This is a genomic window from Maribellus luteus, assembly GCF_003576475.1.
Lineage (GTDB): Bacteria > Bacteroidota > Bacteroidia > Bacteroidales > Prolixibacteraceae > Draconibacterium > Draconibacterium luteum.
Genome location: NZ_QWGR01000013.1, coordinates 60262 through 80197, shown reverse-complemented (window position 1 = coordinate 80197; position 19936 = coordinate 60262). Strand labels below are relative to the sequence as shown.

Sequence of the window (19936 nt, the reverse complement as noted above, 5' to 3'; positions counted from 1 at the left end):
TTAATTATTTGCTGAAAAAGGCTATTCAAACTTGTCGCCCACATCGATGTTTACGGCTTTGGTGATTTTGCCGATGTTTTCCGGATCAATGATTCCGCTGATGCTGATCAGGGCATTGTCGTCGCCACCAACCACGAGCAGCAGATCGGAGATTTTTCCGTTGCCGGCGTCGCGTGCCAGGAAGCGGACAACTTCATTTTCTTCGGTTACTTCCATCAGCACTTCAAAATCGTTGTTTTTGAAGAAACCGTCGGCCTCCAGTTCCTTGTAGAAATCTATTTTCTTGTTGAGTTCATCGTCTTCTACCGAAAGCACACGGATGCCTTTCAAACCGGATAGCAGATCCTTGGTGGTTTCATCGCCGGTATCGATCTGAGCGGCAAAGCCCAGTAGTTTTCCGGAAATGTTAACCGTGGTAAATCCCTTTTGGTTGGCGTATTTGGAAAACAACTTGTCAACCGGGTCTTTTTGTGCGAACACTGCGAGTGGCAGTATCAATGCCAATACTAATATTAACTTTTTCATGACGTTTTATTTTTTACTTGTTATTACTCTTTTATATCTCCGCCTGCCGGTTGCTAGCTACCGGTTGGCAGGTATGTTTTATTTGTTAATGCTTTTCTATTTTGTTTAACTCGTCGTAGAATTCCACTACGGGCTCTGTTCCTTTTTTTATCGGGTCTGAAGCTTTGTGCAACATGTCGAAATTGGATAGCTGGGCCAAGCCTTTGCTGTATTTCCCTGAAACAAACTCCAACGTTTTGGTGGCGTAGGCGTAGGCTTCGTCCGGATCCTGGAACGTATCTTTAAAGGATTTCTGTTGCTCCTGGTAAAGCAGGAATCCTCCCAAAACAATGATCACAGAAGCCGCAATCCCGGTTACCACCTTCCACATCGAACGGTACCGGGTCTTTTCGCGGTGCTCGTTCTCCAGTATGTAATCCATTACATCTTCTTCAATGGTCGGGTCGTCGGCTAAGTTGGCCAACTCATAAATTCCTCCAAAGAACTCGGCATATTCAGCTACTTCGGCGGCTACCTCTCCCGACTGGAAATAGGCTTCCAGCATTCTTTCGTCGGCATCGGTGCTTTCGCCGTCAAAGTAACGTTGCAATAAAATTTTTACTTCTTCGGTTTTCATGTGATTAATTGTTTATTTCATCGGCATCATATGTAACTCGCATGGTTTTTTCCTCCCTTTGCGTTGGTTGTATATATGCTCGTTTCATTGTCATTCATTTTTAAAAATTCATCCCGTACTTTTTTTCGGGCCCGCGACAGGTTCACCCTGATCGCATTCACCTGTAATCCGGTAATATCAGCAATTTCGTCGTAACTCAGTTGCTCAATGTCGCGCATGTGCATTACGCTGCGCTGCAGGTCGGGCAGCCGGTCGATCAGCCTCCGGATTTGTCCGGCTGATTCGCTTAATTCAACTTTTGAATGAACATCGACCGTTTCTTCTTTCAGCTTCCGGTCAGTGTCTGCATCGATCGGTACAACCCGGTTGGCTCTTATTGTATCGATGCAGTGGTTGCGTGTCATTCGCATGGCAAAGGCCTCCATGTTTTCGATTTCAGCGAGTGTTTCCCTTTTCTGCCACAGCTTCAGGAACACGTCCTGAACAACGTCGCGTGCCAGATCCTCGTCTTTCAGGAAGTGGGTGGCAAAGCGCAGCAGTTTTTTGCTTACCGGTAGTACACTCGTTTTAAAATCTCGGGCAACCATGCTTTTTTGTTTGCTTTTCTGCTTCTTGTTTGTTGTTTTCAAAGTTAAGACGTCGGCTCCCGAAAAGCATTACATCGGAATAAAGAATTTTTTGAAAGAAAGATGTTTTTTGTAAAGTTGAAAGAGGGGAGAATAAAAAATCCGGGACATTGCCCGGATTTATCGCCTATGTATGCTATATGTTTTGCTGAAAATCAGCTTAACTTCAAAACCAGTATGGTGTCAATTTTGTCTCTTTTTTCCTTCGGGATTGTAAGTAATATGCCATCCTCTGTTTTCTTGAACTGCACTTTTTCGCCGCCGTCAAAATAAACTGCCGATTTAATTTTACCCGGCAACGAAGGGATTAAAAGTTCTTCGTCCTGCATTTCCAGCACGTGGATATACACATTGCCGTCTTTGTCAACCGTGGTGGCTCCCCATTCCTGCGGGCGAATCGGGCCTTTGCGCGTGCCGTAAATGGTTTCGCCGTATTTTTCAAGCCACTGGCCCATCACCATCAGGGTGTCAATGTTTTCGGGTTGAATTTTTCCGTTGGGCATCGGGCCGGTGTTTAACAGGAAATTGGCTCCGTAACCCGCTGCCTTTACCATGGTCTGGATCAGCTTCTGAGATGATTTGTATTTCTGATCCTGCAGGTTAAATCCCCACGAGCCGTTCATGGTTTCGCACATTTCCAGCGGAAGTTCCGAAATGGTTCCGGTTTGGTTAAAGCCCATGGTGTTTTCTCCGGGAAGATCGCGTTCAAACATCTGGAAATCTTCGCCGGAAATTGGATCCAGGTGGTGGTTACTGCCAATCAAAGTACCGGGTTGCAGTTTGTGAATCAGCGAGTAAGTTTCGTCCAGGTGCCAGTTTTCATCTTTCTTGTCCCACATGCCATCGAACCAAATTCCGCCCACTTCGCCGTAGTTGGTCAGCAGTTCAGAAAGTTGTGTGTTCATGTAGTCGATGTAGCTTTTCCAGTTTCCATTTTCGGGTCTGCCGGTATACTCCTGGCCGGTTCTGCCAAGAGGAAAATAATCGGGGTGATGCCAGTCGAGTTGCGAATAATAAAAGAAAAGCTTCACTCCCTGTTTGTCACATTCTTCCTTCAGCATTTTCAACACATCTTTTTTATAAGGTGTACTGTCCATAATGTCATAATTACTGACCTTGGAATCATACATCGCAAAACCGTCGTGGTGTTTGCTGGTAATGGTAATGTATTTCATCCCGGCTTTTTTGACCATTGCCACCCATTCGGCCGGATTAAATTCGGTCGGATTAAAAAAGGCCGGAAGCTTTTGGTACTGGCGGATCGGAATTTTTTGCTGGTTCATTACCCATTCTCCGTCTCCGAGTATGGAGTAAACGCCCCAATGAATAAATAAGCCGAATTTAGCATCCTGAAACCACTCACGGTTTTCAATATTTTTCGCTGTGGGTTGATAGGCAGATTGGGCAAATAAACTGCTTCCTGAAAGCAGAATAATCAGGAGTAGGCTGGTTAAGTTCTTCATGTGATAATTTGTTTTTGTGAAAATTATTGATCGCAAAATACAAATTAATGCATTGCCGGAAAATATGTTTCGTGGCAAGGACAGCATCAGCACAGGTACTGGAAACTGTGATCGTTTTTGTTGGGTGAAATTAACGCGACCCGTAACTGATGATCAGAATTCCCAAAAGTATTCCGAGCAGGTAAATCCCTTTGCGTTTGATGTTGTGTTCCCTGAAAAGAATGGCTCCCACTGAAAAAGCAACCAAAACACCGCCGCGCCGCAAGGCTGAAACAATGGAGATCATCGAATCGGGGATACTGAGCGCGTAGAAATACATGTAGTCGGCAAAAAGCAGGAAAATCGCAATCAGCGGAATGCTCCAGCGCCATTCAAAAGGCGGCCGTTCCTGTTGGGGGTTGCGCCAGCGAAACAGGGCAATTGCGGGCAACATCACCACCACCTGGTAAAACGAAAACCAGGCCTGAACCGCCAGCCGGTCGATGCGGCGGAGGAGGTACTTGTCGAATAAACCGCTGGCAGCGCCCAAAAGTGTTGCGGCTATGATGCAAAATACCCAGACGTTTCGTTTGAAATTGATGCCTTCCAGTTTTCCTGCCGTAGAAAGCAGGTAAAAGAAAACGAGGGTAATGGCAACGCCCGTCCATTGAAGCAGGTTGAGGTGTTCGTGAAAAATTAGGATGGCGCCGATCAATGTCCAGATCGGGCCGGTGGCACGAATGGGAGAGATAATGGTAATGGGCAGGTTTTTCATGGCGTGGAAAGCAAAAATCCAGCTGCCAACCACGATCACCGATTTTATAAAGATCAACAGATGCTCGTGTGCACTTACGGGCGGAACATACATCTGGATGGATTGAAAAAGATCGGGAAAGAAAACCGATCCAACAACAAAGGGGGCAACGGTTACAGCAGCTGTAATGGTGGACAGAAACAGCACCGGTAAAACAGCGTTTCCGTTTAACGAAAGCTTTTTGAGTACGTCGTACAAGCCCAGTAATACCGCTGAAATTAATGCAAGCGCAACCCACATATGCTGAATTTTGGCGCAAAGCTATCTAAGTTGGCGCGAACACTTTACTTAGGTTGGCAATTGAAAGGAAAGCTTAATCTTTATATAAGAAGGGAATCGGGTGTACGAGAGATTTCCTTTTTGTTTCAGAATAAAAGAAATAAAAAAACTCTGCAAACCTCTGTGAAAGACTTCGTGTTCTCTGCGGTTAAAGATCAAGGAAACCACAGAGTACCACAGAGAAAAAAACACAGAGGACCACAGAGATTTCGCAGTGAAGGAAATTTGTCATACACTAAGTAAATCAGAAGAGTGTTAAATGCTCAGGAGTTCAATGTTTTGAAAGAAGAAGCCGGAACGAAATACGCCCCGGCTTCCAGCTTTCTCGTATAAATATTATTCCTCTTCCAGTTATTTTATCGGAGAAATTTTAATGTTTCTGAAATAGATGTTTGCCTCTCCGTGTTTTCCCTGGAAGCCGATGTAGCCTTTGGTCGGGAGTTCAGCAAATGGTTTAGGCAGCCACGACGGGATGTCTGTTCCGTCAGGATTTTTGGTGCCGCTGGTCCAAAGCGCCATGTCCATATCAGCAGAAACTTCCCCATTCAGGGTAACCGTGATCTGTTGCCCTTCGCACCGGATGTTCATATGGTTCCATTCTCCGGGTTGTTTTACCAATGAGGAGCTTGGCGCCAGGTGCCCGAATATTCCGCCACACATAAAAGTTGGGTTCCAGCCTTGGTCTTTAAAGTGCTGGTCGTCGCTGATTTGTACTTCCACCGAATTGGGAATCCAGTTTTCTCGGTCGGTACAATATACGATCACCCCGCTGTTTGTTCCGGTTTCATTTTTAAATTCGAGATCGACCACAAAATTTTCATATTCCGCGTTTGTGAATAAACATGCGTCTTCCGATGCAGTAAGAATACCTTCCTGAACAGACCATACGCCGTTAACATCCAGGGCATTTGAAAGATCGTCGTTGAACAGGGCTTGCCATTTGGGCTGGCAACTGCAGAGCAGGCCGAGTACAAATAATACTACAATACTTTTGGTTTGCATACTTTGTTGGTTTAATAGTTAATGGATAAAACTGTACCGCCAATAGCGGGATGTTCAAATATAAACGGAATTTACTTAGGTGGCAAATGAAGGGGGTGTTTGACGGAAATTGCTTTTATTCTTATGCTCGACTTGCTTGGGTTGTATTTTCCTGAGAATGTCAGAGAATAATCATTCACTCAATATTTCAATGCAACGAACACAAGTGCTTTGCCCAAACCCCACTTCATTTTTTGGCTTGAACCAAAAAACGAAGCAAAAAAGTTCAAGGCTGCGCCCGCTTCACACGAAAAATTGGCGTTCGAACGGCTAAATCGTCCAAACTCGCTCGTTCCTCGCTCAAACAAGGACGATTCTTAACGCCGTCCTTACTGATTTTTCGGCTCACCGGCCGAGGCCGGCTGGCGTTGCTATTTTTGTCATCATGTTGATAAAGAATTACTGGTTCCCCGATTAACTTTTTAATATACAAGATTGTCTGTTCTTTACTTAGGCGATTTTGCTGAGATGGCTGTTCGACGGAAAAATGATTCAGAGTACCTTTTGGAAGAGGGGATACGATATTTAAGGGTGAAAAAATTACGCGAAGGAACGTATCATATTACTACCGGAAAGGTGAAGTTGTTTAAGGGCTGATAAAATCAAGAGTTTTATTATCCAAGCAGACTTCTGATCTTATTCCGGTCGAGTTTGAAAGATGCGTTGCGCGGCAATTCTTTCACATAGAAAATTTCTTTTGGCAGGTGATGTTTGGGAAGTTTTCCTTTCAGTTCTTCCAAAATAGCGGATGGCTCAGCCATGTTTTGCTTCTGCTCCAGCACCAGTACCAGCTTCGATCCCAGTTTGGTATCGGGAATCCCAATAAAAGCACCGCTTAAACCGGTTGTTTTTGAAAGGAGCGCTTCCAATTCTTCCGGTACAATTTTAACCCCTCCCGAATTGATGAGGTTGTCAAAGCGGCCCAGCCAGCGGAAAGTGTGGGTGTTGATAAACTCAACAAGGTCGTTGGTCACGATCGGATTTTCCAGATAGTCAGCACGAATCACCAGGCAATCTCTTTCATCCACTTCAAAATGAACTCCCGGAATAGCCCTAAATAGCTTGCTTTTATCCGGACCGTTTACCCTTCGCAAGGCCACATGCGAACAGGTTTCTGCCATTCCATAGGTCGCATAAATGGCATTGGGCAATTGACTTAGTTGCTTTTCCTGTTCGGTGTTTATTTCGCCACCGCCAATGATAAGCCGCTCTATTTTTTTGAGTGAATCTCCGGCATTTAGCAGATTAAAAACCTGCAGGGGAACCAGGGCGGAGAATCCGATCTTTTCATACGAACTCAAGTCGGGAGTCCCTTTGGGATCGGCAATCAGCAGGTTCATGCCGCTAACAAAAGCGCGAACAATCATCATTTTCCCGGCGATGTAGTCAAGAGGTAAGCAAAGCAACCCGGTCTGTTCAGATGTGATCCCCAGAATATCACAGGTTTTCCGGGCGGACGCGACCATTGTTTCTTTGGAAAGATGAAATTCTTTTTTCTGTCCGGTTGTTCCGGAAGATGTTTGAACAATGAAAGGAGTATCGCTGATCCAGTCGAGGATGAAGGAATAGATTTTCTTTTCCCATTCCTGAACCGTAGCGTCTTGCAGCTGAGAATGACAGTATTGCTCTAGCTCTTCGCCAACCAGCTGCCGACCATCAATTGTTATTTTAATTTCTTCTTTCAATTTCAGCTTATTTTTCAATCCTTCACTTCACAACCTTTTTACCACAGAGAGCACTGAGAAGGCACAGAGAACCACGAAGTTCTTTTATTAAATCATTTATGCATTCCTGCATTTGATCCAACCAAGCACAGTATTCTTAAAATCGAAATCAGTCCTTCAGTCCTTCAATCCTTCAATCCATCTTCCCTCAGTCCTTCAATCCATCTTCCCTCAGTCCTTCTAACCTCCATTGCCGCTCCGGAGAATAGAAAAGCCTTTCTCCCTGCAAAGTTAGCGGCGATTCGATGTTGTTTTCAAACAAGGCGCCGGTACTTAATCCGTGCGGCATATCTTTTTGCAGGGTGTAGGTCCACTGTGCAATGGCGTTCAGCCCGATGTTGGTTTCCAGCGCAGAAGTGATCCACCAACCTATACTTCGCTGGTCGGCAGCTTTGATCCATTCTTTACTCAGCTTTGTACCACCCAGTAATCCTGGTTTAAGTATAATGTATTGCGGGCGAATTTCATCCAATAACTGTTCTTTTTCTTTCATCGAAAAAATACCCAACAGCTCTTCATCCAATGCAATCGGGATGGGTGATTTGGCACAGAGCTTTGCCATTTCTTCGGCCTGTCTCTGCCGGATGGGTTGTTCAATACTGTGGACGGTTAACTCAGACAGACGCTTTAATTTCTCCGGTGCTTCTGCCGGTGAAAAGGCTCCGTTGGCATCAAGCCTGATTTCGAGATCTGTGGCCGGATATCGTTTGCGAAGTTGGGTTAGTACCTCGAATTCATCTTCGAAACCGATCGCTCCGATTTTCATTTTCACACAGCTAAATCCCTGCGAAAGTTTCTGGTCGATCTGCTTTTCCATATCGTGGCGGTCGCCCATCCAGATGAGTCCGTTTATGCGAATAAAATCTTCACCGCGTGTAAATGCCGATGGGAAAAGCAGTTTTGTACCGTTAGCCTGCAAATCTTTTTGTGCTGTTTCCAATGCAAATTGGATGGATGGAAACTCCAGAAGGGGAGTGGCAAAATCAAACGTTCCCCGGTTGATGGAAGCTACCACTTCTTTCAGCGTTGGCTCAAAATCTTCACGATCATCGATACTTAAGCCCGGGAATAGGGAACACTCACCGATTCCTTTTACCTGCGGATGGTCTTCGTCAAACAACAAAATGAACCAGACATTTTTTTGCGTGTAAGTGCCACGCGAAGTAGTTGCCGGTCGCCGGTAAATAAATTCTTTGTATCTGAGTTCAGCTTTGAGCATTACAACACCATTGCAAGTCCGAAAACGATGGAGAAAAGAAAGGTACTCAGCGATAACTTTTTAAGCTCGCTGTTGAGCGCCTGCGGCTCTGAGTTCCGGGCTACAACTGCCAGGTTCCAGGCAAAAAGCGGAAGTGTAAGCAGGTAAACCCACTGAGTAGCCGAGTTGTAAAAATGCACCGTGTACGCTACGCTCAGTAAAATAGCCACAACAACCAACGTAAAGTGGTAAGCTTTAGCTCGTTTTTGTCCCAGGCGAACCACCAGCGTATGTTTTCCACTCTCTGAATCGTTTTTGATGTCGCGCATGTTGTTCAGGTTTAAAACCCCCGAACTAAGCAGACCGATCGTCGAGGCTGGCAGTAAAATCCAGGCAGAAAACTCGTGCGTGTGCAGGTAATAAGTTCCGGCCACGCCAATCAATCCAAAAAAGATGAATACGAAGATATCGCCAAAGCCGGCGTATCCGTATGGATTTTTCCCGATGGTATACTTGATGGCGGCAATAATGGAAGCGATCCCAAACACGTAAAAAAGTATGATTTGCGTGATGTTTTGCAGCCCAAGGAAAATCAACAGCGAACCGGAAACCAGCGAAAGAAAGGCAAAAACGCCGATGGCAATGCGCATTTCCTTTCGGCTGACCTTGCCTGATTGTGTTACCCGCTGCGGCCCCAGTCGGTTTTCGTTGTCGACCCCGCTAACAGTGTCGCCGTAGTCGTTGGCCAGGTTCGATAAAATTTGCAAAAACAGCGTGGTTGACACCGTCAGCAAAAATATGATCCACCTGAATTTATCCTGCGACAAAGCCAGCAAACTCCCCATTACCGAGCACGAAAGCGCCAGCGGGAGGGTTCGTAAACGAAATGCACTGATCCAGACACGTAATTTCACGGATGTTACGGCATTTTAGGATATTTCGAAAAATCGGGTTTGCGTTTTTCCAGGAATGCTTTTTTTCCCTCCTGAGCTTCTTCTGTCATGTAGTACAACATGGTGGCGTTTCCGGCCAACTCCTGAATCCCTGCCTGACCATCGAGTTCGGCATTCAACCCGGCTTTGATCATGCGAAGTGCCAGCGGACTGTGCATCATCATTCTTTGCGCCCAGCGAACGGTTTCGTTTTCCAGTTCCTCGAATGGTACAACTTTATTTACGAGGCCCATTTCAAGGGCTTCCTGTGCCGAATACTGTTCGCAAAGGAACCAGATTTCGCGGGCTTTTTTCTGACCTACCACACGAGCGAGGTACGACGATCCGAAACCGGCATCGAAGCTACCCACTTTAGGACCGGTTTGCCCGAAAATGGCATTTTCAGACGCAATTGATAGGTCGCAAACCACATGCAGTACGTGGCCGCCGCCAATCGCGTAACCGTTCACCATGGCGATTACCGGCTTGGGAATGGAACGAATCAGTTTCTGAAGGTCGAGGACGTTCAAACGCGGAACACCGTCTTTCCCGATGTAACCGGCTGTACTTTTTACGTTCTGGTCGCCGCCACTGCAAAAAGCTTTGTCGCCTTCGCCGGTGAAAACCACCACCGAAATGTCCGGGTTTTCACGGCAAATCACCATTGCTTCACACATTTCACGCGTTGTGTCGGGGGTGAAAGCATTGCGGTAACGCGGACGGTTAATGGTAATTTTACCAATGCCTTCCCAGTATTCAAACTTAATTTCCTCAAACTCTTTGATGGTTTCCCAATTTCTTGTTGTCATATCTGTGTAATGTTTTTAGCTGTTATTTTTTCCAATAAGGCGAAAGAAAGCCTCTTTGTTTATTTCCTGATCCGTTTTTATTTCAAGCAGCGCAGGTCTTTCCGAAACTTCAAAGAAGGGTTTTAACTGCTTGTTTAATGAATCCGGATCATCAGCACAAAAATAGTTCAAATGAAATGCTTCTGCCAATTTTTGTAGCTGAACGGGATGATGTGCGACAAAAAAGTCGTTAAAAGCTGGCTGCGACGAAGGTCCTGGGATCAATCCAAACAAACCGCCGCCCTCGTTATTAAAAACAACGATCTTCAGGTTGCCCGTTAATTCGCGGTTCCAGAGTGCGTTGCTGTCGTACACAAAACTAAGGTCCCCCAGAATGGCGAGTGTCGTTTGCCGGCTTGTCAACGCGGTTCCTACAGCCGATGAAAGACAACCATCAATGCCCGAAACACCGCGGTTGGCGTATTGAATATGATTTTTTACTCCCGGCAAAAGCTGCGAATAACGAATCACGCTGCTGTTCCCAAATTCCAGAATCGTTTCTTCCGGAAGGTTGCTTAAAAGGATCTGTAATGCTGCCGGATCGGAAAACGAAAGTCCCGCGCTGATCTTTACGGCTTCTTTTCCTGCATTTTTATAGGAATTCAGCCAGCTTTGTTTGAATGAACTGATTGTTCCAGTTTGTATATTTTCTGCTAGTTGGGCATAAGCATTGGCAGTGCTTATTCTGGCAAACTGATTTTGCTGCGTAAAAGTGTCCATCTCAAACAGATCGACACCAACGCGCCAGGTATTTTTGATCTTCCATTTCCGGATCAGTACTTTCAGCTGTTTGGAAACTACTTGTCCACCGGCATAAATCAACAGGTTGGGAGCAGGCAGGTTTTCTTTGTCGCTGTGCCAGATCATCAGCTCGGGCTGATCGATAATGGATTCGCCGGAAAGGTTGGATATATTTTCAGCAACGACCACCACTCGTTTATCGCTTTCCAGTGCGCTAAAGGCTTGCTGTAACTTCTTATTTGGAAAATCTTGTCCGTGGATCAAAAGAATGCTTTCCGCTTTTTCCCACTGTTCTTTTAATTCAGCAGGAATTTGTCCTGATTCTTCTGAATTTTCAAATGCATTGAAGAGCGTTTCAGATGGTGCCGGAAGTTCGCCGTACAACGGTTCGTCGAGCGGAACGTTGATATGAACCGGGCCATTCTTTGCTTTTGCCAATTCAATGGTTTCAGCAATATCCCGGTAGGTTTGCAGCAGCGTTTCAGCCGTGTATTCTTCGGGAAGCGACAGGCTTTTCACAATGAAATTCCGGTACACCTCCTGCTGGCGAATCGTTTGATTGTCCTGCTGGTCGATCCATTTCGAAGGCCGGTCGGCAGTAACGACAATCAATGGAATGCGCTGGTAATAGGCTTCTGCAATGGCCGGACTGTAGTTCAAAACGGCCGTCCCGGACGTCGAAATAATAACCACCGGTTTTTGCCGGTTACGCGCCATGCCCAGCCCCACATAGGCCGCACTTCGTTCATCCACAATGCTGTGGCAGCCTTTGCCAAAAGTGGCAAAAAAGGCATTGGTAAGCGGCGCGTTGCGGGATCCGGGCGAAATAATGATCTGCTCGATTCCGGCTTTTTGGCAAAGCGCGCTTAAATCGGTAATATGCTGATGACGGTGGATCATTTACTGAATCTGATGAAGAATGGACAAAAGAGTATCTGCCTTGATCTCGGTTTCTTCCCATTCATCTTCGGCCACCGAATCGGCTGTGATGCCACCTCCCACATACAAGGCAAGCTGGCCCTCCAATACCTTCATGCAACGCAGGTTAACAAAAAGCCGGAGTTCCTTATCAATACCTACCGGGCCAAGATAGCCGGCGTAATATTCGCGGTGGTGCTTTTCCTTCGATTTGATAAACTGAAGCGATTTTTTCATTGGCATTCCACACACGGCGGAAGTCGGATGAAGCGACTCGATCAGCGACGGAATCTTTTTACCTACTTCTTCCATCGGGATTGTAAAGTCGGTGCGCAAATGCAGCAAACGCCCCGCGCGTTTGGTATAAGGACCGCTTTTCCGGTATTGCTGAATGTTGTGCCGTTTCAGCACATCTTCCACATAACGCGTTACGTATTCCTGCTCCATTCGCTCTTTTTTGTTCCAGTTGGCGATATCGGCATTTTCAGCCGAATACGGACGGGTGCCTGCCAGCGAAACCGTGTAGAGCTCGTTGTCGCGCGAGCAAAGCAAGGGCTCGGGCGTAGCTCCCACCCAGCAATGGCCCTGTATGCGGAACAAATAAACAAAGGCATTGGGATAAGTGGCACACAAAATATGAAAGATCTTTTTCAGCTCGGGGAAATATTCGCCGGGATGGATCTTCACGTGCGATAATACCACTTTATCGTATTCGCCGCCTTGAATGGCACCGATCGTATCGTTGAGCAGATTGATGTATTCGTCGTGCGAGGTTTCGGCCGGAGGAATGTGTTCCATCCCGTTCAATCCGCTCGGCGATAAAGCTTCAATGCTGTTGAAAGTATCCTTGTCGAGGCTGTTCCGAACCACAAAATCAGGCCTTATAAGATAGGTTTTCTGCCCGTTATCCTTGTCAAAAGGAGCAATCAGAAAACCGCCTTTCGCCGGAATGCCCGTTAAGTTGTCTACTTGTTGTAAGTGGTGGTCTTTTTGTACCACCAGCGATACGTCCTCTTCACCCGGTAAGCGGTAAATGGCAAAGGTGAGTTTTTTTTGTAAAGCTGTTTTTAAAGCATCGAAAACCGAATATGCTTTTTTAATAACCTGCTCCATTCAATCCCTCTTCTGTTTTTTTTCGATGATCATATTGGTAACACGCGCCACCGAAATAAGTTTTCCTTCACTGGAGGTAATTTTTACATCCCAGACATGCGTTTTGTTTCCACGATGAACGATTTCGGCACGGGCAAGCACAAATCCTTCACTAATGGTCGAAATGTGATTTCCGCTTACCTGTAGTCCAAGTACGTTAAAATGAGTCGGATCCACCAATAACATCGACCCGCCACTGGCAACTGTTTCTGCCAATGCCAGCGATGCACCTCCGTGCAGCAGGCCCGCCGGTTGCCATTTTTTCTGATCCACCAGCATGCGGGCTTCCACAAAATCTTCTCCGTAACTCAGAAATTCAATGTCCAAATGCCCGATGAGGGTATTTTGGCAAAGCTTGTTTATCTCTTCAATCGTCATCAGCCGCCTGTCAAAATTAATCGTCAAATATAGCAAAACCCTGAAATTGAAAAACTGAATATTAACAGGCTTCTTGTTCGGGGAAAGTGTTCTGTTGTTCCGGTACTAAATCGCTGAAATGCACCTTGGTTTTTCTATTGCAACACAAAAAAGGTAATTAATGTCGGTTATGCCGGGCTGATATACACCGAAGTCATGGTCAGCGAGCCGCCAACGGCTTTGTCGTTGAAAAGCGATATTTCGTCTTTGGCTTCCTTCAGGCCAAGCACGTAAAGCAAGGGCAGAAAGTGATCTGGCGTGGGGATTGCCAGCTCAAAAGCTTTTCCCTGTTTCTGGTAGCTGATCAGCGGCTGATGGTCTCCTTCCGTGATCCACGTATTCATTTTCGAACGGGCTTCCTGTGCCCAGTCAAATGCAAATCCGGGCGTTTCGAGCTTGTCCCAGGCCACCATTCGCAGGTTGTGTACCAGGTTGCCGCTTCCGATGATTAACACTCCCTTACGGCGCAATGTGGCCAGTTCTTTTCCGAGCTGGTAATGAAATTCCGGGCCTTTGGAGTAGTCGATGCTCATCTCGATTACCGGAACATCGGCATCGGGGTAGAGGTGTTTGATCACGCTCCAGGCTCCGTGATCGAGTCCCCATTTTTCGGTGAGGCCCACTTCGGTCGATTGGATCAATTCCTTGGTCATCTCCGCCAGTTCCGGACTTCCCGGTGCTGGGTACTGCACGTCGAACAAGGCTTTGGGAAATCCTCCAAAGTCGTGGATCGTTGGCGGCTGCTCCATGGCCGTAACAAAAGTTCCGCGGGTTTCCCAGTGTGCCGAAATACATAAAATGGCTTTGGGTTTTTCAAAACGCGTGCTGATGGCGCGGAAACCTTTGGTAAACTCGTTCTCTTCAATGGCGTTCATGGGGCTGCCATGTCCCAGAAACAGCAGAGGCATGGCCTCCGTGTTTTCAAAGGACGATGCTATTCCGGTAAGTTCACTTAAATTCATAGCTGCTCCTGTTAGCGGAAGTAAGGACAATGTTTTCAGAAATTGTTTCCGTTCCATGCTTCCTGTAGTTTACGGTGTTTGTTTTACAAACTGAACTTCGGCCTGGATTTTTACTTCTTCGCTCACCAGCACTCCACCGGCTTCCAAAGCGGCATTCCAGTTTAATCCCCAGTCTTTGCGGTTAATTTTTCCTGACAGTGAAAAACCTGCTTTTTCGTTTCCCCAGGGGTCTTTGTTGATGCCGCCAAACTCCACGTCAAACGTTACTTCTTTGCTTACGTTTTTGATGGTCAGCAATCCGGTGAGTTTGTACTCGTCGTCATCCACTTTTTTAAGATTGGTGCCCGCAAATGTCAGTTGCTTGTAGTTTTCAACGTCGAAAAAATCGGCGCTTTTCAGGTGGGCATCACGATCGTTGGCGTTGGTAAATACCGATTCGGCGTCGATGGTCGCACTGATTGTTGATTTTTCAAAATCCTCGCCGTCAATGCTTGCCGTGAATGATTTGAATTCGCCACGTACGTTCGAGATCATCATGTGTTTTACTTTGAAAGTAATTTCGCTGTGCGATGGATCTAATGTCCAGGTTGTTTTTGTTGTTTCCATTTCCTTTGTTTTAATGTTGTTACTCATTTTTTATAATGAAGTTGTCTAAGGTTGACTCAGCTGTGTTCTTTAAAACACTCATCCTGATCCCGAGTGCTCGGGATCGTCCCTCTCTAAACATAGAGAGGGAGAAGAGGGAGAGTCAAAAAATATTGAATCACACAATTCCTGTCAAACATAAATTTCTCTTAAATAACTTCGATACAAAGTTGCCACATTAACCAAAGTAGGGGGTATCACTTTTCGGAAATAGAGTTATAAATTCAGGAAATCAGCTTGCCCATTTCTTTTCTGAAATCGCTGGGAGTTTGCCCTGCTTTGCGCTTAAATACGCTGGTAAAATACGATTTCTCGTTGTAGCCCAGCTCAAACCCAATTTCCGCGATTGTTTTGTCGGTGGTGAGCAAAAGATTCTTGGCTTCAATCAGTTTTCGCGTTTCAATGATCTCCGAAACGCTTTGCTGCAGAATGTTCTGGCAAATGATGTTGAGGTTTCGGCTGCTCATAAACAGCTTCTCGGCATAAAACTCCACACCCTCGGGGCGGCGGAAATTGTCTTCGAGCAGCAAAAGGAAGTTTTTGAAGGTAGAGCTTTGCGTGTTGGCCAAAACCGAATGGTCGGGATGGATTTTTTTGCGTTCCGATTCCACCATGGTAAACAGCGCGCTCAGCAAATGGCGGACGATTGAATAGTCCGGGTTTTCTTGCTGTGTTTCTTCCTGCATCAGCTCGCAAATGGTTTCCATGCGTTGGAAACAACGGTCGGGCGGAAGCGGAATATTGGCGTTGTTGTGGTAGTAGGCGTACAACTGGAAAGTGGTTTCGGGGATGAACTCGCTTTTAAAACGAATGGCCCAGATGTTACATTCGCCGTCTTTTAAATAAGGCAGCACGCGGTGCACTTTCCCTTTGGTAATAAAGCTGACAAAAGGCGCATCCATTTGGGTAGATTCAAAATCGATGAAATGTTCCAAACGACCTTTTACCCCGATCAGCAGTTCTTCGTATTCGTGTGCATGCGGTTCATTTTCCGACGACTGTATGCGTTTTACATGTTCCGGGAAAAGCTGAAATATTCGAAATGTTTCCTTCATCGCTATTGTTTTCGCCTGTTATAAATATAGACCGAAATCCATCATCCTAAAAGCCGGAAAGGGGTTTTTTGTTCAGATAGGAATTTGTCCGCCATTGTATAGCCTAAATAACTGCCAATGCAGGCAGCGGTATTGCTTTCAATTCCAACACTAGAACCTTGTGAATTTGGGTATTTCATTTCCAGGTGAGAAATATATTTTTGATAAATATTTGCTATATTCAACTGTTTATTTTCGTCGCCTTTAAAAGACACTTATATACTTTCATTCAATGGAAAAAACTGAAAACCTAATCGTGAACAAAACGATCCGTTTCGTAGATTTTATTATTGATACACTGGTTTATTTGATTGTTATGGTGCTGCTGGTCTTTGTTTTAAGAGACTATGTCGATCAATATTATATTCGCTATATTTCTGTGGTAGTTTATTTTCTTTATTATTTTCTTTTTGAATATTTAGTGGGTCAAACACCTGGGAAAATGATTACAAAAGCTCGGGTGGTTTGTAATAATCCGGAATTCAGAGTTTTGAAATTGTTTATCAGAACGGTTTCAAGATTTATTCCTATTGACATAATATCTTATCTTTTCTTTGTTCGGGGGTTTCACGACTGGACTTCAAAAACCAGCCTTATCAGAAAGCAATAGTGCTTTATCATAAAAACTAAAATTAATTATTATGAGATCTAAAATTTTAACGTATTTATTTGTTTTTATGCTTGCTGTATCTCTATCAAGTTGTGCAACTGTTTTTGGCGGTAAGGTTTCTACTTGTCAGAAAACTAAGCCTGCTGCAGGGGAGCCTGCCAGAGATGTCAGAGTTGGTGCTCTTATTGCAGACATTTTGTTGTTTTGGCCGGGTGCAATCGTTGATTTTGCCACTGGTGCCATCTACAAACCTTGTGATAAATGATAATCGGTTAAATGGAGACTCTTCAGCCGGAGTGTCTCCATTTGTATTTTTCTTCAACTTTGTTAGAATTCAAAAACACAGGTATGGTGGAAGCAGGGGCTGTGTATCATCGGGCCTCTTTATTCCCTATTAGATTGGTTTCAATCAAATCTTTCGGAGCTTAACCGGATCGAGTATGGAATTAATGGATCGGATTGTCTGATCTTCGGGATGGAGCTCAAAAACCTGGCAAACCTTTAAAACTGTGTTATCATAATACAAAATGGCGGGCTGATGGTTGATAAAACGGTAACGGATGGTATACGAAGTCTGGAAGCGTTGATACACATCGACCACGAGCGAAGCCACTTCCCTCAATCCTTTCAAGTACTTTTGAACCACTTTTATGCTGTCGCCGCCATCGGCTCTGAATTCAATGTCCTTGTGAAACAACTGGTGAAGTTGTTCGAGGTTGCCACTTTGCAAAGCCTGGGTAAATACTTCCAGCTTTATGAACTGCTCGCCCGATACTTTTTTAAGCGTTGAATGGCGCTGGTTAAGCTTGGCCTTTGCCCGGCTCAGCAGCTTTCGGGCATTGTCGGACGAGATGGAAAGCACCTCGCAAATTTCATCATGCGAATAGGCAAAAGCTTCTTTTAAAATAAAAACAGCCCGCTCTTTGGGCGTTAGTTTCTCCAGTAAAATCAGCAGCGAAAACGACACCAGGTCTTTTATTTCAACCGAAACGTCGGAATAGGAGGTGGAAACGGGTTGCGGCAAAGCATCCAAAGATTCTGTTTTCTGAATGCTTCTTTTCCGGTTAATCGATTGATTGATAACTCCACGTATCAGGTAGTTTTTCTCATTGTCGGGCACTGAATCCTTTTGGCTGTACTTTAAAAGAACGTCTTGTATGGCGTCATATGCTTCGTCGGCCGAGCCCAGAATATTGTACGCGTAAGGAAACAGAGTATTGTAATAATTATTCATACCACGATTTTAGAATATAAGACAAATGAACGGGCAAAAGTGTGACTGAAAACTTCATTTTTCTTCGGAAATAAAAATGTGTCACAAAAAACGTGGCTGCCGTGTCTTACTTCAAAATTAAACAAAAATGTATGAAGAAGATACTTGTCATTAACGGGCATCCCCGGGAGGGAAGTTTATCGGAATCGATTGCCGAAAGCTACGAAAAGGGAGCCCGGAAAGCGGGTCATAAAATTGAAATGCTAAGCCTCAATGATTTAAATTTCAACCTGGTTTTAAAAGGTAGCCGCACCGATACCGGACAATTGGAGCCGGACATTCTGAAAGCACAGGAGAAAATCAGAAAGGCCGATCACCTGGTATTTGTCTTTCCCATTTGGTGGGGTGCCTATCCCGCGTTGCTAAAAGGCTTTATCGACCGGGTGTTTCTTTCGGGTTTTGCCTATAAGCACGATCCGGAGCAGAAGAAACTGATTAAGCTGCTTCGCGGAAAGACCGCTCGTTTGGTGGTCACGATGGACACGCCCAAATGGTTTTACAGCCTTTTTTACCAAAGCTTTGGAATACGGGCCATGAAACAGGGGCTTCTGAATTATTGCGGGATCGCTCCGGTGAAAACCACCATTTTCTCGCCGGTACGAAGTTCAACCCATGAGAGCCGAACGAAATGGCTTCAGCAAGTAGAGACGCTGGGCCTGCATGCAAATTAACTGATACGATTAAAAATACCCTTTATGCGAAGAATTATCTTGAGTTTGCTGGCCGTTTCAATGTTGGCATCCTTTTCTTTCGTCAATCAAAATCAAGTAAAACAAACAGAATCTATGAACAACAAAGAACAAATTATTCGTGTGTGTAACGACTTTATCGAGGGGGCTGATGAGCAGGACCTCGAACGCCTGGCAACTGCCTTACACGAAAAGTTTAGCAATGTGCAAAATGGTTATTTCGGGGAATCCGGGGTGCGCCTAATCAATCGCGCATCGTACCTCGAACATGTGGCAAAAGGCAAATTTGGAGGAATAAAACGATCTGTCGAATTTCTGTCGGTTGATGTGAATGGTGATATGGCGATGGTGCATGTTTTTCTTTCGCATCAGTACCTGAATTTCGATTCCTATATCTCGCTTGTTTTAGAGCAGGATGAGTGGAAGGTGATCGGAAATTTCCCCAAAATAGAATTGATTGAACAGCCCTAACGCGAGTACTTATGGACTATTTAAATGATCAGTTGGAGAACGAAGCAAAGGTGATTCTGCCCGATGAAGGAGAATGGATTGCTTTTGGAAATTCGTCGGTGGTGCTGCGCTTAACCAGCGAAGATACCAACGACCGGTTTGGAATTTACCAGATTACGCTTGACGGCGGGGCAGAAGGGGCTAAGTTGCATTATCATCGTTTTATGGATGAAACTTTTATTGTGGAGGAAGGGATTGTAAGCCTGCAGGCAGGTACAAAAAAAAGTGGATGCCGTGCCCGGAACGATTGTTTACATTCCCCGTTTTACACCTCATGCTTTTAAAAATAAGCAAAGCACGCCGGCCCGTGTCATGTTGCTGTTTAACCCGGCCGAAAAGCGCGAAGGTTTTTTCAAAGGCTTGCAACAGGTGCTTGGCTCAAATCCGGTTAATCCGCAGGAGTTTTTAAAGCTTTACCAGAAATTCGATAGCTACCCCGTAGATTCGAATGAAATGATTCAGGAAAAGCCTCGATAGCCTGAAAACAAAACAGCCTGCACGGGAAGAAACGTGCCGGTTTTATTGCAAGTGGCGGTTGGTGCGGTCGGATTTCCAAAATGATTTTCGATACCGGAGGTATCACATGTTTGTAGCCAGGAAAGAAATGCAATGGTTCGACTCCTGCCGGAGTCGTATCTTTTCTGATCATCGTATTGTCTATCGACCTGTGAATCCTCCGGATTCAGGATTGTGGGGAAATGTAGCGTTTGTTGTTTTTTCAAGGCTTTAGTGGGTGTGCGGTTTTAGAAGACTGTTTTGGTGTGGTTGTAAATCTGCATTGGCGCATCAACTCTTGGGGGTTGCGCACCGGGTGTAATCCATGCCTCAGCCAACGATTGAAAACTGTATTTATCCATCCTTAGGGATGGTGCACCGGGTG

The 19936-nt window shown here is 45.3% G+C and carries 24 protein-coding genes; 6 read left to right on the top strand and 18 right to left on the bottom strand.

Features of this window, described 5'->3' with window-relative positions; genetic code table 11:
* Positions 1-21 precede the first annotated feature (21 nt).
* The 17 genes from D1614_RS18230 to D1614_RS18140 all read right to left on the bottom strand — a co-directional run bounded on the left by D1614_RS18230 (position 22) and on the right by D1614_RS18140 (position 16189).
* Positions 22-525 carry a DUF4252 domain-containing protein gene (locus tag D1614_RS18230; RefSeq protein WP_119439413.1) on the bottom strand — a complete coding sequence of 168 codons (504 nt, stop codon included), beginning with the start codon at positions 523-525 and terminating at the stop codon, positions 22-24.
* 85 nt (positions 526-610) lie between these two features.
* Complete coding sequence (locus D1614_RS18225; protein WP_119439412.1) at positions 611-1141, bottom strand: anti-sigma factor family protein; 531 nt, start codon at positions 1139-1141, stop codon at positions 611-613.
* A gap of 26 nt (positions 1142-1167) precedes the next feature.
* Positions 1168-1770 (bottom strand): GFO_1088 family ECF-type sigma factor, encoded by a 603-nt coding sequence (locus D1614_RS18220; protein WP_119439411.1) that lies wholly within the window; start codon positions 1768-1770, stop codon positions 1168-1170.
* A gap of 152 nt (positions 1771-1922) precedes the next feature.
* On the bottom strand, positions 1923-3230 hold the full coding sequence (locus tag D1614_RS18215) for an alpha-L-fucosidase (protein ID WP_119439410.1): 1308 nt from the start codon (positions 3228-3230) through the stop codon (positions 1923-1925).
* A gap of 130 nt (positions 3231-3360) precedes the next feature.
* Positions 3361-4263, bottom strand: a complete 903-nt coding sequence (locus D1614_RS18210; RefSeq protein WP_119439409.1) for an EamA family transporter — start codon at positions 4261-4263, stop codon at positions 3361-3363.
* A 390-nt stretch (positions 4264-4653) separates the two neighbouring features.
* Complete coding sequence (locus D1614_RS18200) at positions 4654-5304, bottom strand: 3-keto-disaccharide hydrolase (protein WP_119439407.1); 651 nt, start codon at positions 5302-5304, stop codon at positions 4654-4656.
* 653 nt (positions 5305-5957) lie between these two features.
* Positions 5958-7028 carry an AMP-binding protein gene (locus D1614_RS18195; protein WP_162304557.1) on the bottom strand — a complete coding sequence of 357 codons (1071 nt, stop codon included), beginning with the start codon at positions 7026-7028 and terminating at the stop codon, positions 5958-5960.
* Positions 7029-7215: 187 nt separating this feature from the next.
* Positions 7216-8286 (bottom strand): o-succinylbenzoate synthase, encoded by a 1071-nt coding sequence (locus tag D1614_RS18190; RefSeq protein ID WP_119439405.1) that lies wholly within the window; start codon positions 8284-8286, stop codon positions 7216-7218.
* Positions 8286-9179, bottom strand: a complete 894-nt coding sequence (locus D1614_RS18185) for a 1,4-dihydroxy-2-naphthoate polyprenyltransferase (RefSeq protein ID WP_119439404.1) — start codon at positions 9177-9179, stop codon at positions 8286-8288. The genes D1614_RS18190 and D1614_RS18185 overlap by 1 nt, the downstream gene beginning before the upstream one ends.
* 5 nt (positions 9180-9184) lie before the next feature.
* A complete protein-coding gene (gene menB / locus D1614_RS18180) occupies positions 9185-10006 on the bottom strand; it encodes a 1,4-dihydroxy-2-naphthoyl-CoA synthase (RefSeq protein ID WP_119439403.1) in 822 nt (273 codons plus the stop codon).
* Between the two features lie 15 nt (positions 10007-10021).
* The gene (gene menD, locus D1614_RS18175) at positions 10022-11686 is read right to left on the bottom strand and encodes a 2-succinyl-5-enolpyruvyl-6-hydroxy-3-cyclohexene-1-carboxylic-acid synthase (RefSeq protein ID WP_119439402.1); all 1665 of its coding nucleotides are present in this window, start codon (positions 11684-11686) and stop codon (positions 10022-10024) included.
* A complete protein-coding gene (locus D1614_RS18170; RefSeq protein ID WP_119439401.1) occupies positions 11687-12817 on the bottom strand; it encodes a chorismate-binding protein in 1131 nt (376 codons plus the stop codon). It abuts the gene before it with no gap.
* Positions 12818-13234, bottom strand: a complete 417-nt coding sequence (locus tag D1614_RS18165) for a PaaI family thioesterase (protein ID WP_119439400.1) — start codon at positions 13232-13234, stop codon at positions 12818-12820.
* A gap of 167 nt (positions 13235-13401) precedes the next feature.
* Complete coding sequence (ygiD, locus tag D1614_RS18160) at positions 13402-14292, bottom strand: 4,5-DOPA-extradiol-dioxygenase (protein WP_206610071.1); 891 nt, start codon at positions 14290-14292, stop codon at positions 13402-13404.
* 12 nt (positions 14293-14304) lie between these two features.
* Complete coding sequence (locus D1614_RS18155; RefSeq protein ID WP_119439466.1) at positions 14305-14841, bottom strand: YceI family protein; 537 nt, start codon at positions 14839-14841, stop codon at positions 14305-14307.
* A 263-nt stretch (positions 14842-15104) separates the two neighbouring features.
* On the bottom strand, positions 15105-15935 hold the full coding sequence (locus tag D1614_RS18145; RefSeq protein WP_119439398.1) for an AraC family transcriptional regulator: 831 nt from the start codon (positions 15933-15935) through the stop codon (positions 15105-15107).
* 41 nt (positions 15936-15976) lie between these two features.
* The gene (locus D1614_RS18140; RefSeq protein ID WP_119439397.1) at positions 15977-16189 is read right to left on the bottom strand and encodes a hypothetical protein; all 213 of its coding nucleotides are present in this window, start codon (positions 16187-16189) and stop codon (positions 15977-15979) included.
* Between the two features lie 41 nt (positions 16190-16230).
* Here D1614_RS18140 and D1614_RS18135 point away from each other — a divergent pair, with 41 nt between their 5' ends.
* Together D1614_RS18135 and D1614_RS18130 are read left to right on the top strand one after the other, a co-directional pair.
* Positions 16231-16584, top strand: coding sequence for an RDD family protein (locus tag D1614_RS18135; protein WP_206610070.1), 354 nt, complete (start codon positions 16231-16233; stop codon positions 16582-16584).
* Between the two features lie 31 nt (positions 16585-16615).
* Complete coding sequence (locus D1614_RS18130; RefSeq protein WP_119439395.1) at positions 16616-16849, top strand: hypothetical protein; 234 nt, start codon at positions 16616-16618, stop codon at positions 16847-16849.
* A 144-nt stretch (positions 16850-16993) separates the two neighbouring features.
* Here D1614_RS18130 and D1614_RS18125 read toward each other — a convergent pair whose 3' ends face one another.
* Positions 16994-17818 (bottom strand): sigma factor-like helix-turn-helix DNA-binding protein, encoded by an 825-nt coding sequence (locus tag D1614_RS18125; RefSeq protein ID WP_119439394.1) that lies wholly within the window; start codon positions 17816-17818, stop codon positions 16994-16996.
* A 131-nt stretch (positions 17819-17949) separates the two neighbouring features.
* On the opposite strand from D1614_RS18125, the gene D1614_RS18120 reads away from it, so the two are divergent.
* The 4 genes from D1614_RS18120 (at position 17950) to D1614_RS18105 (ending at position 19533) form a co-directional block, all read left to right on the top strand.
* The gene (locus D1614_RS18120) at positions 17950-18528 is read left to right on the top strand and encodes an NAD(P)H-dependent oxidoreductase (protein WP_119439465.1); all 579 of its coding nucleotides are present in this window, start codon (positions 17950-17952) and stop codon (positions 18526-18528) included.
* A 114-nt stretch (positions 18529-18642) separates the two neighbouring features.
* On the top strand, positions 18643-19017 hold the full coding sequence (locus D1614_RS18115) for a nuclear transport factor 2 family protein (protein ID WP_194086714.1): 375 nt from the start codon (positions 18643-18645) through the stop codon (positions 19015-19017).
* Between the two features lie 11 nt (positions 19018-19028).
* On the top strand, positions 19029-19340 hold the full coding sequence (locus D1614_RS18110; protein WP_119439392.1) for a cupin domain-containing protein: 312 nt from the start codon (positions 19029-19031) through the stop codon (positions 19338-19340).
* A complete protein-coding gene (locus D1614_RS18105; RefSeq protein ID WP_162304556.1) occupies positions 19291-19533 on the top strand; it encodes a cupin domain-containing protein in 243 nt (80 codons plus the stop codon). Before D1614_RS18110 ends, D1614_RS18105 begins: the two co-directional genes overlap by 50 nt.
* Positions 19534-19936 lie beyond the last annotated feature (403 nt).

Excerpts from the sequence above, each read along its gene's own strand:
- D1614_RS18215 (WP_119439410.1), bottom strand. The coding sequence starts at position 3,230 with ATGAAGAACTTAACCAGCCTACTCCTGATTATTCTGCTTTCAGGAAGC.
- D1614_RS18200 (WP_119439407.1), bottom strand. The coding sequence starts at position 5,304 with ATGCAAACCAAAAGTATTGTAGTATTATTTGTACTCGGCCTGCTCTGC.
- D1614_RS18155 (WP_119439466.1), bottom strand. The coding sequence starts at position 14,841 with ATGGAAACAACAAAAACAACCTGGACATTAGATCCATCGCACAGCGAA.
- D1614_RS18125 (WP_119439394.1), bottom strand. The coding sequence starts at position 17,818 with ATGAATAATTATTACAATACTCTGTTTCCTTACGCGTACAATATTCTG.
- D1614_RS18110 (WP_119439392.1), top strand. The coding sequence starts at position 19,029 with ATGGACTATTTAAATGATCAGTTGGAGAACGAAGCAAAGGTGATTCTG.
- ygiD (WP_206610071.1), bottom strand. The coding sequence starts at position 14,292 with ATGGAACGGAAACAATTTCTGAAAACATTGTCCTTACTTCCGCTAACA.
- menB (WP_119439403.1), bottom strand. The coding sequence starts at position 10,006 with ATGACAACAAGAAATTGGGAAACCATCAAAGAGTTTGAGGAAATTAAG.
- D1614_RS18190 (WP_119439405.1), bottom strand. The coding sequence starts at position 8,286 with ATGCTCAAAGCTGAACTCAGATACAAAGAATTTATTTACCGGCGACCG.
- D1614_RS18165 (WP_119439400.1), bottom strand. The coding sequence starts at position 13,234 with ATGACGATTGAAGAGATAAACAAGCTTTGCCAAAATACCCTCATCGGG.
- menD (WP_119439402.1), bottom strand. The coding sequence starts at position 11,686 with ATGATCCACCGTCATCAGCATATTACCGATTTAAGCGCGCTTTGCCAA.
- D1614_RS18225 (WP_119439412.1), bottom strand. The coding sequence starts at position 1,141 with ATGAAAACCGAAGAAGTAAAAATTTTATTGCAACGTTACTTTGACGGC.
- D1614_RS18170 (WP_119439401.1), bottom strand. The coding sequence starts at position 12,817 with ATGGAGCAGGTTATTAAAAAAGCATATTCGGTTTTCGATGCTTTAAAA.
- D1614_RS18120 (WP_119439465.1), top strand. The coding sequence starts at position 17,950 with ATGAAGAAGATACTTGTCATTAACGGGCATCCCCGGGAGGGAAGTTTA.
- D1614_RS18210 (WP_119439409.1), bottom strand. The coding sequence starts at position 4,263 with ATGTGGGTTGCGCTTGCATTAATTTCAGCGGTATTACTGGGCTTGTAC.
- D1614_RS18145 (WP_119439398.1), bottom strand. The coding sequence starts at position 15,935 with ATGAAGGAAACATTTCGAATATTTCAGCTTTTCCCGGAACATGTAAAA.
- D1614_RS18115 (WP_194086714.1), top strand. The coding sequence starts at position 18,643 with ATGAACAACAAAGAACAAATTATTCGTGTGTGTAACGACTTTATCGAG.
- D1614_RS18130 (WP_119439395.1), top strand. The coding sequence starts at position 16,616 with ATGAGATCTAAAATTTTAACGTATTTATTTGTTTTTATGCTTGCTGTA.
- D1614_RS18230 (WP_119439413.1), bottom strand. The coding sequence starts at position 525 with ATGAAAAAGTTAATATTAGTATTGGCATTGATACTGCCACTCGCAGTG.